General features: G+C 62.4%; 16 protein-coding genes. 4 read left to right on the plus strand and 12 right to left on the minus strand.

Annotated elements, in window-relative coordinates:
* The 4 genes from LDB26_RS17185 to LDB26_RS17200 form a co-directional block, all read right to left on the minus strand.
* Positions 1–306, minus strand: coding sequence for a Rieske (2Fe-2S) protein (locus LDB26_RS17185; RefSeq protein ID WP_062062022.1), 306 nt, complete (start codon positions 304–306; stop codon positions 1–3).
* A gap of 151 nt (positions 307–457) precedes the next feature.
* Entirely contained in the window at positions 458–1,873 is a 1,416-nt protein-coding gene (locus LDB26_RS17190; protein WP_257539325.1) for an FAD-binding oxidoreductase, read from the minus strand.
* Positions 1,870–3,066, minus strand: a complete 1,197-nt coding sequence (locus LDB26_RS17195) for a cytochrome P450 (RefSeq protein WP_062062028.1) — start codon at positions 3,064–3,066, stop codon at positions 1,870–1,872. Before LDB26_RS17195 ends, LDB26_RS17190 begins: the two co-directional genes overlap by 4 nt.
* Before the next feature lie 6 nt (positions 3,067–3,072).
* Positions 3,073–3,507, minus strand: coding sequence for an ester cyclase (locus LDB26_RS17200; RefSeq protein ID WP_062062031.1), 435 nt, complete (start codon positions 3,505–3,507; stop codon positions 3,073–3,075).
* A 356-nt stretch (positions 3,508–3,863) separates the two neighbouring features.
* Here LDB26_RS17200 and LDB26_RS17205 point away from each other — a divergent pair, with 356 nt between their 5' ends.
* From LDB26_RS17205 to LDB26_RS17215, 3 genes are all read left to right on the plus strand, one after another.
* On the plus strand, positions 3,864–6,128 hold the full coding sequence (locus tag LDB26_RS17205; RefSeq protein ID WP_062062034.1) for a TonB-dependent receptor: 2,265 nt from the start codon (positions 3,864–3,866) through the stop codon (positions 6,126–6,128).
* A gap of 62 nt (positions 6,129–6,190) precedes the next feature.
* Entirely contained in the window at positions 6,191–6,622 is a 432-nt protein-coding gene (locus LDB26_RS17210; RefSeq protein WP_257539326.1) for an ester cyclase, read from the plus strand.
* Positions 6,622–7,389 (plus strand): SDR family NAD(P)-dependent oxidoreductase, encoded by a 768-nt coding sequence (locus LDB26_RS17215; protein ID WP_062062040.1) that lies wholly within the window; start codon positions 6,622–6,624, stop codon positions 7,387–7,389. The genes LDB26_RS17210 and LDB26_RS17215 overlap by 1 nt, the downstream gene beginning before the upstream one ends.
* A 27-nt stretch (positions 7,390–7,416) precedes the next feature.
* On the opposite strand, the gene LDB26_RS17220 is transcribed toward LDB26_RS17215, so the two are convergent.
* From LDB26_RS17220 to LDB26_RS17245, 6 genes are all read right to left on the minus strand, one after another.
* Positions 7,417–7,674 (minus strand): cytochrome C oxidase subunit IV family protein, encoded by a 258-nt coding sequence (locus LDB26_RS17220; RefSeq protein ID WP_062062044.1) that lies wholly within the window; start codon positions 7,672–7,674, stop codon positions 7,417–7,419.
* Positions 7,671–8,240 (minus strand): cytochrome c oxidase subunit 3, encoded by a 570-nt coding sequence (locus LDB26_RS17225; protein WP_257539327.1) that lies wholly within the window; start codon positions 8,238–8,240, stop codon positions 7,671–7,673. Before LDB26_RS17225 ends, LDB26_RS17220 begins: the two co-directional genes overlap by 4 nt.
* Entirely contained in the window at positions 8,233–9,033 is an 801-nt protein-coding gene (locus tag LDB26_RS17230; RefSeq protein WP_156415208.1) for a hypothetical protein, read from the minus strand. Before LDB26_RS17230 ends, LDB26_RS17225 begins: the two co-directional genes overlap by 8 nt.
* 125 nt (positions 9,034–9,158) lie before the next feature.
* A complete protein-coding gene (locus LDB26_RS17235; protein WP_062062050.1) occupies positions 9,159–10,184 on the minus strand; it encodes an AraC family transcriptional regulator in 1,026 nt (341 codons plus the stop codon).
* Positions 10,185–10,188: 4 nt separating this feature from the next.
* Positions 10,189–10,581 carry a hypothetical protein gene (locus LDB26_RS17240; RefSeq protein WP_257539328.1) on the minus strand — a complete coding sequence of 131 codons (393 nt, stop codon included), beginning with the start codon at positions 10,579–10,581 and terminating at the stop codon, positions 10,189–10,191.
* Positions 10,572–10,790, minus strand: coding sequence for a TonB-dependent receptor (locus LDB26_RS17245; RefSeq protein WP_257539330.1), 219 nt, complete (start codon positions 10,788–10,790; stop codon positions 10,572–10,574). The genes LDB26_RS17240 and LDB26_RS17245 overlap by 10 nt, the downstream gene beginning before the upstream one ends.
* 68 nt (positions 10,791–10,858) lie before the next feature.
* Between LDB26_RS17245 and LDB26_RS17250 the strand changes: the two genes are divergently transcribed.
* Positions 10,859–11,104, plus strand: a complete 246-nt coding sequence (locus LDB26_RS17250) for a multidrug efflux SMR transporter (protein WP_257539332.1) — start codon at positions 10,859–10,861, stop codon at positions 11,102–11,104.
* A 13-nt stretch (positions 11,105–11,117) separates the two neighbouring features.
* On the opposite strand, the gene LDB26_RS17255 is transcribed toward LDB26_RS17250, so the two are convergent.
* Positions 11,118–12,047 carry an enoyl-CoA hydratase-related protein gene (locus LDB26_RS17255; RefSeq protein WP_257539335.1) on the minus strand — a complete coding sequence of 310 codons (930 nt, stop codon included), beginning with the start codon at positions 12,045–12,047 and terminating at the stop codon, positions 11,118–11,120.
* Between the two features lie 13 nt (positions 12,048–12,060).
* The gene (locus tag LDB26_RS17260) at positions 12,061–13,266 is read right to left on the minus strand and encodes an acetyl-CoA C-acetyltransferase (RefSeq protein WP_257539337.1); all 1,206 of its coding nucleotides are present in this window, start codon (positions 13,264–13,266) and stop codon (positions 12,061–12,063) included.
* Positions 13,267–13,495: the final 229 nt, after the last annotated feature.

Below are 13,495 nucleotides of genomic sequence, written 5' to 3' on the forward strand. Positions count from 1 at the left end.
TCATGCCGGGACCTGGGAAACGAGGATGTCGTTGCCGTCCACCTTCACGTCGTAACGCTGGAGCAGCAGGTCGGGATCTTCCTCGCATTCGCCGGTCACCAGATCGAAGCTCCAGCCGTGCCAGGGGCAGGTCAGCACCGTGCCGCACAGTTCGCCCTGATGCAGCGGGCCATGGGCATGGGGGCAACGCGCCGCCGTGGCGACGGGTGCACCGTTCACCAGGAATATCAGGATCTTTTCCGATCCCAGCGACACGCGGAGGGGCTTTTCCGCGCTCAGCTCCGACATTTCACCGACTTTCATCATATCCACTCCCTTGCGCCCCCTTGTCCGCGGGGGCATTGCCCCTGTCCTAACGCATCGGGCTCCGCCACGGCAGGGCGGGCGACGCCATATCTGTGCAAAAGGTGACAGCCGGGGATATTCGGCTCTTTCCGCCCGGAACGAAGGTTGCCGCTCACGGCGCTTCCTCCGCGAAGATCTTGCCCGGATTGAGGATGCCCTTGGGATCGAGCATATGCTTGATGTCGCGCATCAGCCCTCGCTCCAGCGGGTTGCGCGTGATCGACAGCCAGGGCTTTTTTTCCAGACCGATGCCATGTTCCGCGGACACCGATCCGCCAATCGGCCGCAGCGGTTCATAGACGCAGGCTTCGACCTGTTCGCGATCGCCCGCTCCGCCAGCGCCAATGGCGATGTGCAGATTGCCGTCGCCGACATGGCCCAGGAAGGCGATGCCGCCATCGGGCCAGATGGCTTTCAGCCGCCGGGTGACCTCCGCCATATAAGCTTCCATGTCGCCGACCGGCAGGCTTACGTCGAAAGCGTAGAAGGGCTGGAAATCATGGACGATATGTTCCAGATCCTCGCGGATGCCCCAGATCGCATCGCGATCCTTTTCGGAGCGGGCGACGATGGCGTCGTCGAACAGGCCCTTTTCCGCTGCATCGGCCAGCACCGCCTCGAACAGGTCGCGGTCGCGCTCATGGTCGGAACCGAGCGCCTCGATCATCGCATAATAGGGCTTGTCCGACCCCAGTGGCGCGGCATGGCGCCCGGCCCCGGTGTTGACGCGGTAGAAACTGTTGTCGACCAGTTCGAAGGCGCTGAGCAGTCCGCCGAGCGCGCCATCGACATAGCGCAGCAACTTGGCGATCCGGTCGAAGCTGTCGGCGCAGACCAGCGCGGTGTTGCTGCTGACCGGCCGCTCGCGCAGGCGCAGCACCAGACGGGTGATGACCCCCAGCGTGCCCTCGCTGCCGATGAACAGCTGTTTCAGGTCATAGCCGGTGTTATTCTTGATCATCCGGTTCATCGACGACAGCACCCGGCCATCGGCCAGCACAACCTCCATGCCCAGAACCTGCTCACGCATCATGCCATAGCGGATGACCCTCATGCCGCCCGCATTGGTGGCCGCATTGCCGCCCAGCTGGCAGGAACCGCGTCCACCCAGATCGAGCGGGAAGCTGAGACCATAGGGTTCCAGATGGTCCTGGAAGCTTTCCAGGATCACGCCCGCCTGGACGATGGCGGTGCGGTTGGCGGGATCGACGCTCTCGATCCGGTTCATGCGTTCAAGCGACAGGATGATCTCGCCCCGCCGCGTCTGGGTCGCGCGGACCCAGCCGGACATGCCGCCCTGGATGACCACCGGCTGGTCGGCGGCGTGGCACAGCGCCATCACCTGCGACACCTGCTCGGTGGTTTCCGGGCGCAGGAGTATGTCCGCTTCGACCCTGTCCATGAAATAACCCGGATAGCGGTTCGAAACATCCGCGCCGGCCAGGACGCCGCTCTCACCCAATATGGCGCGAAGCTTGTCGATCAGGATGGATGATGGCGCCCCAGCAGCCGACGGCTCGCCGCTCATCGTGCCTTGAACCTGACCGGCAGCGTCTTGGGACCACGCGCGAAATAGGAATCGGACCATTTCACGGTGTCTCCGATCACCTCGATTCTTTCGAAACGGGCTGTCAGGATTTCCAGCGCCGATTTCGCTTCCATGCGGGACAGATAGGAGCCGAGGCAGAAATGCGGCCCCTGCCCGAACGACATGATCTCCTTGGGGTTGCGGTCCAGCACCAGTTCCTCGGATCGGTCAAATTTGCGCTCGTCATGATTGGCTGATCCGAGCAGCGGAAGTACCAGCGATCCTTTGGGAATGGCCACGCCCGCCAGCCGCGTATCGCAGGTCGTGTGACGGAACAGCATCTGCACCGGCCCGTCGAAGCGCAGCATCTCCTCCAGCAACGCCGGGATCTTGCCCGGATCGGCCCAGATCGCCTGCGCGATGTCGGGATGGGTCTTCAGGTGAGCGAAGGTGATGCCCAACAGGTTCGTGGTCGTCTCCACGCCGCCGATCAGCAGCAGGATCGCCATATTCAGCACTTCGCTGCGGGTCAGGCGTTCGCCATTGACCTCCGCCTGGATGAATCCGCTGATAAGGTCGGGGCCGGGATTGGCGGCCCGTTCGTCATAGACTTCCTCGAAATAGGCACGGATGGCCTGCGAGCTGCGCTCGATCTCGGCAAGCCGTTCGGGGCCATAGGCCGCGCGGTTACCGGCCGCGAGCAGATCGTCCACCCAGGTCTTGAAGTCCACCCGCCGGGCGATGTCGACGCCCAGCACTTCGGCGATGACGCTGACCGGAAACAGGCCGGAAAATTCCCAGACGAAATCGAACGTCCCTTCGGCGCCATGTTTGGCGAAGATGGCGTCGATCAGTTCGTGCGTGACGCTGCGGATGCGATCCTGCATCACACCGACGCGGCTCGGCACGAACGCCTTGTTGGCGAGCTTGCGGATGCGGACATGGCCCGGCGGGTCGAGCGAGATCATCGGCTGCACTTCGGGCACCGGATCATATTCGCCCAGCAACGCCGGCCAGAATTGCGCGGAGGAAAAGGTCTTGCCGTCGCTCAACACTTCCTCGACGTCGTCCCAGCGGGAAACGGCGAAGCCCTGCATCATGTCGAGCCATTTGACCGGTTCTTCGGCCCGCAGCCTGGCATAATGCGGATAGGGATTGGCGGTGACAGCCGGATCGAGCGGATTATAGGTCATGCCGCCTCACGCCGAAACAGTGTTGAACGCCGGGACGACGCCGAGTTGCTGGAAGACCGGAACCGCATCCCAGATGCTGCGCTCCAACACGATCTTGCCATTTTCGTCCCACCCCATGACGGTGACGCCGCGGGTCTTTGTGATCTTGCCCCTGGCGGGAACGCCCAGGAAATCGCCGGCATGTTTGGTTTCCCAGGTCCACTGGAAGGACCCCAGCCGATTGTCGCCGACATAATCGAACACGTCGAACCGGTTATAGCTTTGGGTCGGGTCTTCGATGACGAAGCCCTCGAAGAATTTGCGCAGCGCCGGGAGGTCATTGTTGATTCGAAGGTCGAAATTGACATCCTCGAACTGAAACTGCGGATTGTAGAGCGTCATCAGCTCATCGGTGCCGTCGGCGAACAGGCCGATCCAATATTGCGCCCAATCCTTGTTCATTTGCTCTCTCCTCTTCTGGCGCCCCTGCCGTGCGCGCCTGCGGCGCAATTCATCCGGCGCGCCGTTGGCCTATTGATAAGGCTGCACCGAAAAGCGGCCATGGCCAAGCGGGCGCGCGATTTGCTTTTCGTGCCAAAATCGCGGACATTTTGCGCCATTCGCCGTTATGCTGCACCGCAAAATGGCAGAAATCCGCCATTGCCTGCTTTCATCTATTGTCTCGTTAGGTCATCCCCTGTCACGCTGGGGCATTTTCTTCGAAGCGATATGGCTGTCTTCAAAGGGCAACTCTGAAATCACGTTCGACAGAAACGCCGTGTCAATCGGCGACGAATTATCAGGGAAGGAGAGACGCCATGAAACGTATCAGGAATCTGCCGCTTATAAGCCTCATGATATCGGCGGGTTTTGCCCTGCCCGCGGTCGCGCAGGAAGCTGCCCCCGCGCAGCAGTCGCAGCGGAGCAGCAATACACTCGACGACATCGTCGTCACCGCGACCAAACGTAACGAAAATCTGGTCAAGGTGCCCATTTCCGTCAGCGTCGTCACGGAAGCGGCGATCGCGGAACGCGGCATCACCCGTCCCGCCGATTTCCTGGCTTCGACGCCGAACGTCACTTTCGTCGAGGATAATGCGGGCGAGGCATATATCAACATTCGCGGCCAGACGTCGGTGCGCAATTCCGATCCGAACGTGGCGATCGTCATCGACGGCGTCACCCTGTCGAGCGTCAAGCCGTTCAACCAGGACCTGTTCGGCATCCAGCAGATCGAGGTTCTGAAGGGGCCGCAGAGCGCCCTTTACGGCCGCAACGCCGCCGCCGGCGCCATCGTCATCACGACGAAAAAGCCGGGCGACACGTTCGAGGGGAATGTCGTCGCGGCCTATGGCAATTTCAACACGGCCCGCGCCAGCGCATCGGTCAGCGGCCCGCTTGCGCCCGGTCTGGGTTTCTCCGTCGCCGGCGCGTTCCGCGATACGGACGGCCCATTCACCAACGTGACCACTGGCGAGAAGGTCCAGCGGTTCCAGAACAGCAGTGGCCGCGCGCGTCTCGTCTACGACAATGACGGGCCGTTCACCGCCGACCTGAAGGTGACGGCGCTTCGTTCCAAGGGCGGCGGCAGCGCCTATAACGCGCAGTTCGTCGGCCTGCCGATCGGCGGCTTCCCCGGCACCGCGCTGGACGCGAACAATACCGACATGCCGTTCGTCTCCAACGTCGTCGGGGGATTCAGCGAGAAGTTCATCGATGCGACCTTCAAGGCGGAATATGACATGGGCTGGGCGAAGATCACGTCCATTTCCAGCTATAACCATCTGAACCAATATTTCGGCAGCGATTCCCCGCCCTATATTCCGCAGGACACCGGACTCGCGGGCGGCGGCACGGTGCAGCAATATACCTATGTAGACACCAACTATTCTCAGGAAGTGCGCCTGACGTCGGACAGCGCCAATCGCTTCCGCTGGCAGGTCGGTTTCTACATCCTGCGGTTCGAGCGCGATCAGACCAGCAAGATCGGACTGGACACCAATGGCTCGCTGCCGGCCGATCGCGATACGATCGACCCGGCGACCACGGTTTCCTACAGCAATCCGCTCTATCGCACGACCAGCTACGCGCCCTTCGCCAGCCTGCAGTTCGACGTGACCGATCAGTTCCACATCAACCTTGCGGGCCGCTACGACACGGAAAAGCGGTCGATCCGCGAAGCGGCCTCTCCCGCGATCAATCCGCTGACCGGCATCAGCTACAATAATTGCGTGGCGCAGGGCACGGCGTTCGACGACTGCAAATTGTCGCGGACGTTCAAGCAGTTCGAACCCAAGGCCAGCCTGTCCTATGACATCGCGCCCACGGCCAGCGTCTATGCCAGCTATGGCAAGGGCTTCAAGTCGGGCGGCTTCAACCCCATCGGGTCGCGTCAGGCGCTGATCGATGCGGCGGGCGGCAATGCAGCCAACATCTATGTGCAGGACGGTTACAACAAGGAAGTCTCGACCTCCTATGAAATCGGTGCGAAGGCGCGCTTCTTCGATCGCAGGCTGTCGATCAACGCCGCCGTCTTCAAGACCGACATTTCCGGCGCGCAGCAATTCCAGTTCCAGCCGTCCGCCGGTTTGCAGACGACGATCAGCATCGACAAGGTGAAACTCAAGGGCTTCGACATCGACTTCGACGCGCAATTGCCCATGGGTCTGCACCTGTTCGGCGGCTACGGCTATACGCACGGCCGGGTCGCGGCCTTCGCAGGCAATCCGGCCGCGGTCGGCAATGTCGCGCCGGGCGCATTCAAATATACGCTGAACCTGGGCGCCAGCCAGGTCATCGACCTGACCGACCAGTTGACGCTGGTGCCCCGGATCGAAATGAACCGCTATGGCTCCATCTGGTGGGACGTCGACAATTTCGCCGGCACCAAGCGCAATCCGCTGACCCTGCTGAAGGCACGCCTGTCGCTCAAGAGCGCCAATGGCTGGGAAATTTCGGCCTATGGCGACAACATCACCAACAAGAAATATTTCCAGGAGGTCGTGCCGCTGTTGTCGACCTTCACCGTCAACTATCGCGGCCCGACCCGTAGCTATGGTCTCGAAGCCCGCGTCGATTTCTGATCCTCCCCCTCAGGGCCCGGCCATGCGCCGGGCCTGTTTTTTCATTTGCCGTGGAGGCGGACATGAACCTGGAATGGGAACAGGACTGGCTGGAACAGTTTGACAATCGGCTGGAAGAGCTGATGGCCAACTACCCGCAAGAGTTTGAATATGAGGACCTGAACTTCGGCGTTCGCATCGACAATGACCGGGAAAAGCTGCGACGCTGGTTCACGATGTTCGAAAATGCCGACCCTGACAAGTCCAGGCATTATTTCAACGCCACCCGCTATCATGGCGACGAACATGGCGGCTGCCTGGAATGGACGTGGGAAATCCATCATACCTCCGATTTCCTGGGACTGCCCGCGAAGGGCAAGACCACCCTGGTGCAGGGCATGACGATCCATGCCTTCAAGGATGGCAAGATCGTGCTGGAACGCAGCCTTTGGGACACGGCCGCGCTGATGCGGCAACTGGGCCTGCAGGCGCCCGTGGAAGTGGAGTTTCATTGATGTTCGATCTGACAGGCAAGGCCGCGATCGTGACCGGCGGCGGTTCGGGCATCGGCGCAGCGATTGTGCAACGCTTTCGCGCGGCGGGCGCGCAGGTGCTGGTGGCCGATATCAGCCCGCGGGCCGAAGCTCTGGCGGAGCAATGGGGATGCGCCTTCCGTCGAACCGACGTCGGCAATCCCGCTGAGATGGCGGCCCTCTGCGAAGAGGCCGTGACACGCTTTGGCGGATTGGACATCATGGTCAACAATGCCGGCATCGCCGCCGCCGCGCCCTTGGCCGATGCGGACGAGGCAAGGTCGCAGCGTTTCTGGCGCGTGCACATATTGGGCGTGCAGGCCGGGATCAGGCATGCGGCGGCGCACATGACCGCCGGGGGAGCCATCGTCAACATATCGTCGATCACGGCGGTGCGCGGTTTCCTGCAATGGGGCGAATATGCCGCGACCAAGGCAGGGATCATCTCGCTGACCCAGACCGCTGCGGTCGAATATGGACCGCGCGGCATCCGTGTGAACTGCATCGCGCCCGGCATCATCGACACGCCGCTCGCAATGGACGAAGCGCCCGACATGGTCGCGCGCAACGCCAATGTCTTTACCCTGCTGGGCCGGATCGGCCGCCCCGAGGAACTCGCCGCCGCCGTCCATTTCATGGCGAGCGACGATGCAAGCTATGTCACCGGCCAGACCCTGCTGGTCGACGGCGGCTGGAGCACCGGGACATCGGTCAAGGGCATTGAACTGGCGCTGTCGACGGCTGACTGAGGAGGGCGCGATCCCTGCACGCCCGGCTTATGCCAGAAGGTGCAATCCCAATATGATCGCGCCGCTCAGGCCGACCAACCCATCGAAGACGAGCCTCCATGCCAGCGGAGCCGCGTGCATTTCCATATAATAGCGCACGATCAACTGCGCCTTGAACGTCGCGGCCAGCATCACGAGGGCAAAGCCCCAGCCTTCGGCGCCCGCGCTGCCCGCCCCCACCAGCGTCGCCGCCATCAACAACAACCAGATGACGGTCGGCCCGCGCTGTAACGCCATCATCATCATAGGGCTCCCTGCAGATAGAGCATCGCGAACAGAAACACCCACAGCAGGTCGACCATGTGCCAGAAGAGCGCGCAGGATTCGATCCAGCCGGCAAAGCCCGCTTCGATCCGCCGCGCCCGGACGAGCGTTGCCGCCAGCAGCGCGATGCCGATGCCATAATGCAGCAGATGAATGCCGGTGAACACATAATAGAAAGTGAAGAAGGCGTCGGTCTGCGGCGTCAGACCATGCGCCATCTTGTCGGCATATTCGATGGTCTTGACGACGCCGAAACACAGGCCGACGCCGATCGCGAGCCGCAGGCGGCGCCGCACCTTGTCCATCTCCCCGGCTCGCGCCGCCTCGACCGACAACGCCACCAGCCAGCCGCTGGTAATCAGGATGACGGTGTTGAGCAGGCCCAGCCGGATATCGAGCATCGCCGCCGATCGCGCGAATAACGCCGGCTGCGCCATGCGCTCGACCATGAAATATCCGAAGAACAGGATGAAATTCGCGGTGTCCGCAGCGATGAAGGTCAATATGCCAGGAACCGATCCGGAGCGATGCTGCGCCATTTCACGCATGGACAGGTTGCTCCATGGCTTCCCGTTGCAGGCGGGCCAGCGCGCGCAGCGTGAAGATCGACAGGATCAGCATCGCCCAGAAGAAGATGGAGAATTCCACCCAATAATTGAAGAAGCCGCTGCGCGAAAAGGGACCGTCGGGGAAGAAGGGCAGGAAGCAAAAGCCCATGAAGACGACCGCTACCCAGATCGCGAACCAGGAAACGGGCTTGGGAATAAGGGGCACGGCGCGCCAGTCGTTGAGGAAACAGATGGCGAAGGCCGTGACCTGCAGCATCGTCAGCGAAAAGGCCATGTCGAACATGATCCAACCCGCATCGTAGAGCATCATGAGGATCGCGGCATCGGCTTCGGGCCGGAAGGCGGCGGTCAGCCAGAAGGCGGGCGGAAATACCAGCACCAATGTCGTGAAGCCCGCGCCCCATAATTGCAGGCGGGACAACAGGTCATTGTCGCGCTCGGCCGCTTCCATCACTTTCGCAATACCCATGCCCCACACCAGATAGAGGACGCCCGACACCATCATGCCAGTCATGCCGATCCGCGCGGACGTGGTGTGCTGCCGGAAATGCGCGGCGATCTCCTCCGCCGGGAGCGCCGCCGAATAGGGGGGGATATTGTGCCCAAGCACGGCGAAAAAGACGACCAGAAGCACAAGCAGAACCGGCCCCATCCAGAGGCAAAACCGCACATAGCGCAACGAGTCGGGAGCCATTGCGACCCGAGCGGCATCCGTTGATGGAATGTTGGGGGACGGGCGATCGACCGGCGCGCTGCGTGCCCTGGATGCCATGATAATCCCCATTCCCGTTTTCCGGTCCTTGTCGCCGGTTTCCGACAGAATAGGGCGAGCAACCATGGGCGCGATGACCTTGAGTGACGCGGTCCGGCATATCGTGCCAAAAGTCCGTCGTCCGATCAGTCCTCGACCTGACCGCGCTCCGCGATCGACCGCCCTTCCCGCCACACGCTCGGCCGCTGCGCGGTCCAGCGCATGAAGGCGCGGGAGAAGGTGCTGCTGCTCGAAAAGCCCAGCAGATAGGCGATATTCTCGACTGTCAGGTCCGGCCGGCGCAGATAATCATAGGCCAATTCCTCGCGCAGCCGATCCAGCACCTCCTGAAAGGTCGTATTCTCCTCGCGCAGGCGGCGCAGCAGGGTGCGCTCCGTCATGGCGAGCAGGCGAGCGGTTTCCTGCTTGCTGGGTTCGCCATTGGGCAACTGCCCGATCAGCGCATCGCGCACCTTGCGGGAGAAACGGCTGGAGAAGCGGAAGGCGAGATATTTGGCCGTCATCTCGTCCAGCATCGTTGCCAGTTCTTCGTTGGCGGACGGGACGGGCCGTTCCAGCACCTCTACCGGGAAGAGGATGCTGTTGATCGGCTGGCCGTAGCGGATGGGACCACGGAAAACATCGCGATAGGCCTGGTCATCCGTGGGCTTGCGATGACGAAAACTCACCTCGACCGGGGTGATCGGAGCGGACAATATCCATTCGCAGAGCAGGAAGAAACCGGCGAGCATCGTGTCGATCGTCTGATAGATGGGCTGCCGACCGCCCGTATTGAGGTCGACCGTCAGCCGATAGCCTTCATCCTCCCGCTGGAACGACACCGCGGCCGAATCCGAAATCAGTCTGGCGGAATGGGAGAAGCGTTCGGCCGCACGGCGCAAGGTCGCGCTGCACGACATGGCATAGCCCACGACATGAAAGGTCGAGGGACGGATATGACGCGCGACTTTCAAACCGAAATTGGGATCGCCGGTCGCATCGACGGCGGCGATCCACAGGCTGGTCACCTGATCCTGCGAATAGCGGTGGCTGAGGTCGCCGACACGGCTCGCGTCCATATTGATCTCGTGCATCAACGCGGCTGGATCGACGCCCGCATCCTCAAGCGCCTTCACGATCGCCAGAATCCAGGCCGACAGACCGGTTTGCACTCTATCACTCTCCTCGCCCGGATTTTGCCGTGTCCGGCGATGATGAAGAGGGCCGTGACGAAAGGCAAATATATGCAGCCGCCGGGCAAATAAAAATGCCGCAGCCGGTTGCGCCCGGCTGCGGCTCCATATCCGGCAAAATGCGTGGGATCAGTCGAACGTGAACTTCAGCGTCGCGCCATAGGTCACGGGCTTGGCCGCATAGCGCACGACCACATCCTGCGTGACGAACGTTGGTCCAGTAATAGCTGTTGGTGACATTGCGCCCCCAGATACTGAAGCTCCAGCGATCGTCCAGCGCCTTGACTCCGGCGCGCAGGTCAAGCGTGGCGAAGCTCTGGATCACGGAGGCCGGCGCATGGCCCAGCGTCGCATTGGTCTTGCTGTTCAGCAGCACGTTCGCGCGGAGCCCGCATAGTCCGCCAGCACCCGTTCATTGTTGATGCCGGTGAAATCGAACACCTTGGAATCGACATAGGTGACGGCGTTGCGGACAGTAAGCCCCTCGGTCGGCCGGGCGGTGATTTCCAGCTCGAAGCCGTTGATCCTGGCCTTGGGGATATTCACCAGCTGTTCGAGCTGGCTGAACACCGGATCGACGATCAACCCGCGCACCTGCTTGTCGCGATAGCTATAATGGAGGGCGGCGAGGTTGCAACGTGCGGTCGAGCGCCGTGATCCGCATCATCCCGGCCGCCATAGGGGTCCCGGGCTACGTCCTGGCCTTTTATTGCCTGTCCATGGCCTTGCGGACGATCCCGCTGGGCCTGGCCTACGCCCTGTGGTCCGGGGTGGGGATTGCCCTGCTCGCGCTCATCGGCTGGCTTGCCTTTCGCCAGTCACTGACGGCGCCGCAGATCGCCGGACTGATCCTCATTCTGGCAGGGATCATGCTGATGCGATTGCCGATCCCGCGCTAGGGCCAATCGATATTCAGGCGGCAGGCGCCTTCGCGTTGCGGGACAGGAATGCCGCGACCCTCCGGGCTGCGGCGGGGGCACGTAGCGTATTGAAGAAATACCGGCTCTCGATCCGCAGCCCCGCATCCATCGGCACCTGCGATCCTTCATAGACCGCCTTGAGGATATTGGCGTCGGCATCGTTCTGCCGTTCGTTCCCCCGCCGCGCAGCGATCGCCGGACCAAAAAGCGCATAGCCCGCCCCTGTGTGCGGTCCGCCCCCGGGCAGGCGATAGCCCTTCTCATCCCATGGCGCAGCATTGCGACCGCCTTCGGCAATCCATTGCCGCGCCCGATCGAATGCCCTTCCGCGCTCCATGCTCTCATCGATCACGCCAAGCGCCAGCGCCTCGTCCACGCGCATCGCCTTGCCATCCAGCAGATAGGGAAGCGCCGCGCTCATGCCCGCCAGCCGCAACAGGCGCTGGGTGCCGCCCGCGCCCGGCATCAGGCCAAGGGTCGCTTCCGGCAGGCCCAGCCGCAAGCCGTCCTCATCGATCGCGATCCGGTAATGACACCCCAGCGCCAGTTCCAGGCCGCCGCCCAACGCCACGCCGCCGATCACTGCCACCAGGGGCTTGCCGGCGGTTTCGAGATCGCGGATGCGCCCGCTGAAATCGCTGGCCTCGAACAACGCCTCGCGCAATTCATCCTGCGTTGCCGCCGCGCCCCAGCGCCCGATGTCGGCCTGCAATTCCTTGAGATCCGCCCCCGCGCAAAAGCCGCTGGGCTTGCCGGAGCATAATATGGCGCCGATGATCCGCCTGTCCCGGCGGATCGTATCGGCCAGCGCGCCCAGATCTCGCTGCACGGCATGGCTGATCATGTTCATCGACCGGCCCGGCATGTCGAAGGTGACGATCGCAATGCCGTCCGCACCGACGTCCAATGTGAAATTATCCATGTTCCGCCTCCCGTCAGACGCGCCTGATGACCATCGCAGTGCCCATGCCCGCACCGACGCACAGATTGATGAGCGCCGTTTCCTTGCCGGAGCGTTCCAGCTCATCCACCATCGTCCCCAGTATCATGCCGCCGGTGGCGCCCAGCGGATGCCCCATGGCGATCGCGCCACCATTGACGTTGATCTTCGCCGGATCGATGTCGAGCGCCTGGATGTAGCGCAGCACCACCGCCGCAAAGGCTTCATTGAGTTCGAACAGATCGATGTCGTCACGCGCCATGCCCAGCCGGTCAAGCAGCTTGCGCGTCACGAATTCGGGCCCGGTCAGCATGATCGTCGGATCGGATCCGATAGATGCGGTCCCCAATATCCGTGCCCGCGGTTTGAGACCGGCGGCATCGCCCGCGGCCTTCGATCCGATCAGCACCGCCGAGGCGCCATCGACGATCCCCGAAGAATTGCCGCCATGATGGACATGATTGATCGGCCCCATATCGGGATATCGGGCTTGCGCGACGGCGTCATAGCCCTGCTCTCCCATCTTCGCGAAGGCCGGTTTCAACCCGGCGAGGGACTGCATATCGGTCTGCGGGCGCATATGTTCGTCATGATCGAGGAGGATGAGGCCCGCCTGGTCCAGCACGGGCATGACCGATCGCGCGAACCGCCCATCGCGCCATGCCGATGCGGCGCGGCGCTGGCTCTCGACCGCATAGGCATCGACATCTTCGCGGCCAAAGCCATGAATCGTCGCGACCATGTCCGCGCCGATGCCCTGTGGCGCATAATAATGGTCGAAGGCAAAGGCAGGGTCAACCATCATCGCGCCTCCGTCAGCCGCCAGCGCGACGCGCGACATGGATTCGACGCCACCGCCAACGGCAAGGCGCGCCTCGCCCATGGCGACCTTGGCCGCCGCCATGTTGCACGCCTCCAGTCCCGATGCACAGAATCGATTGACCTGCACCCCCGGCACGCGCTCGTCATAGCCCGCGACAAGGGCAGCGATCCGCGCAATGTCGCTGCCCTGTTCGCCGACCGGCATGACGCAGCCCATGATCACATCGTCCACCAGCGCGGTGTCCAGCCCATTGCGGTCGCGGATCGCCCGCAAGACCTGCGCCGCAAGCGAAAGCGCAGTAATCTCATGGAGCGCGCCATCGGGCCGCCCCTTGCCGCGCGGGGTGCGAACGGCGTCATAAATATAGACATCGGGCATGGCGGTCATCTGCTTGCCAGTGCCCGCGCCGATGCCTCGCCATTGATCCTCATCCTCATCCTTCCCGATACAATGATCCGTTGAGGCGGTTCTGACACTAAAATGAAGAACGGCGAACGGCGGCGGATGACAGGAGATGACCTTTCAGGACAATTTTGCACGGATCGCGCATTTTGGCGCTCAGGGCCAATTGCTGACACGCGCTGCCATCGACCGCCGGATCATGCGC

The organism is Sphingobium sp. CFD-1 (assembly GCF_024611115.1).
GTDB classification, from domain to species: domain Bacteria; phylum Pseudomonadota; class Alphaproteobacteria; order Sphingomonadales; family Sphingomonadaceae; genus Sphingobium; species Sphingobium baderi_A.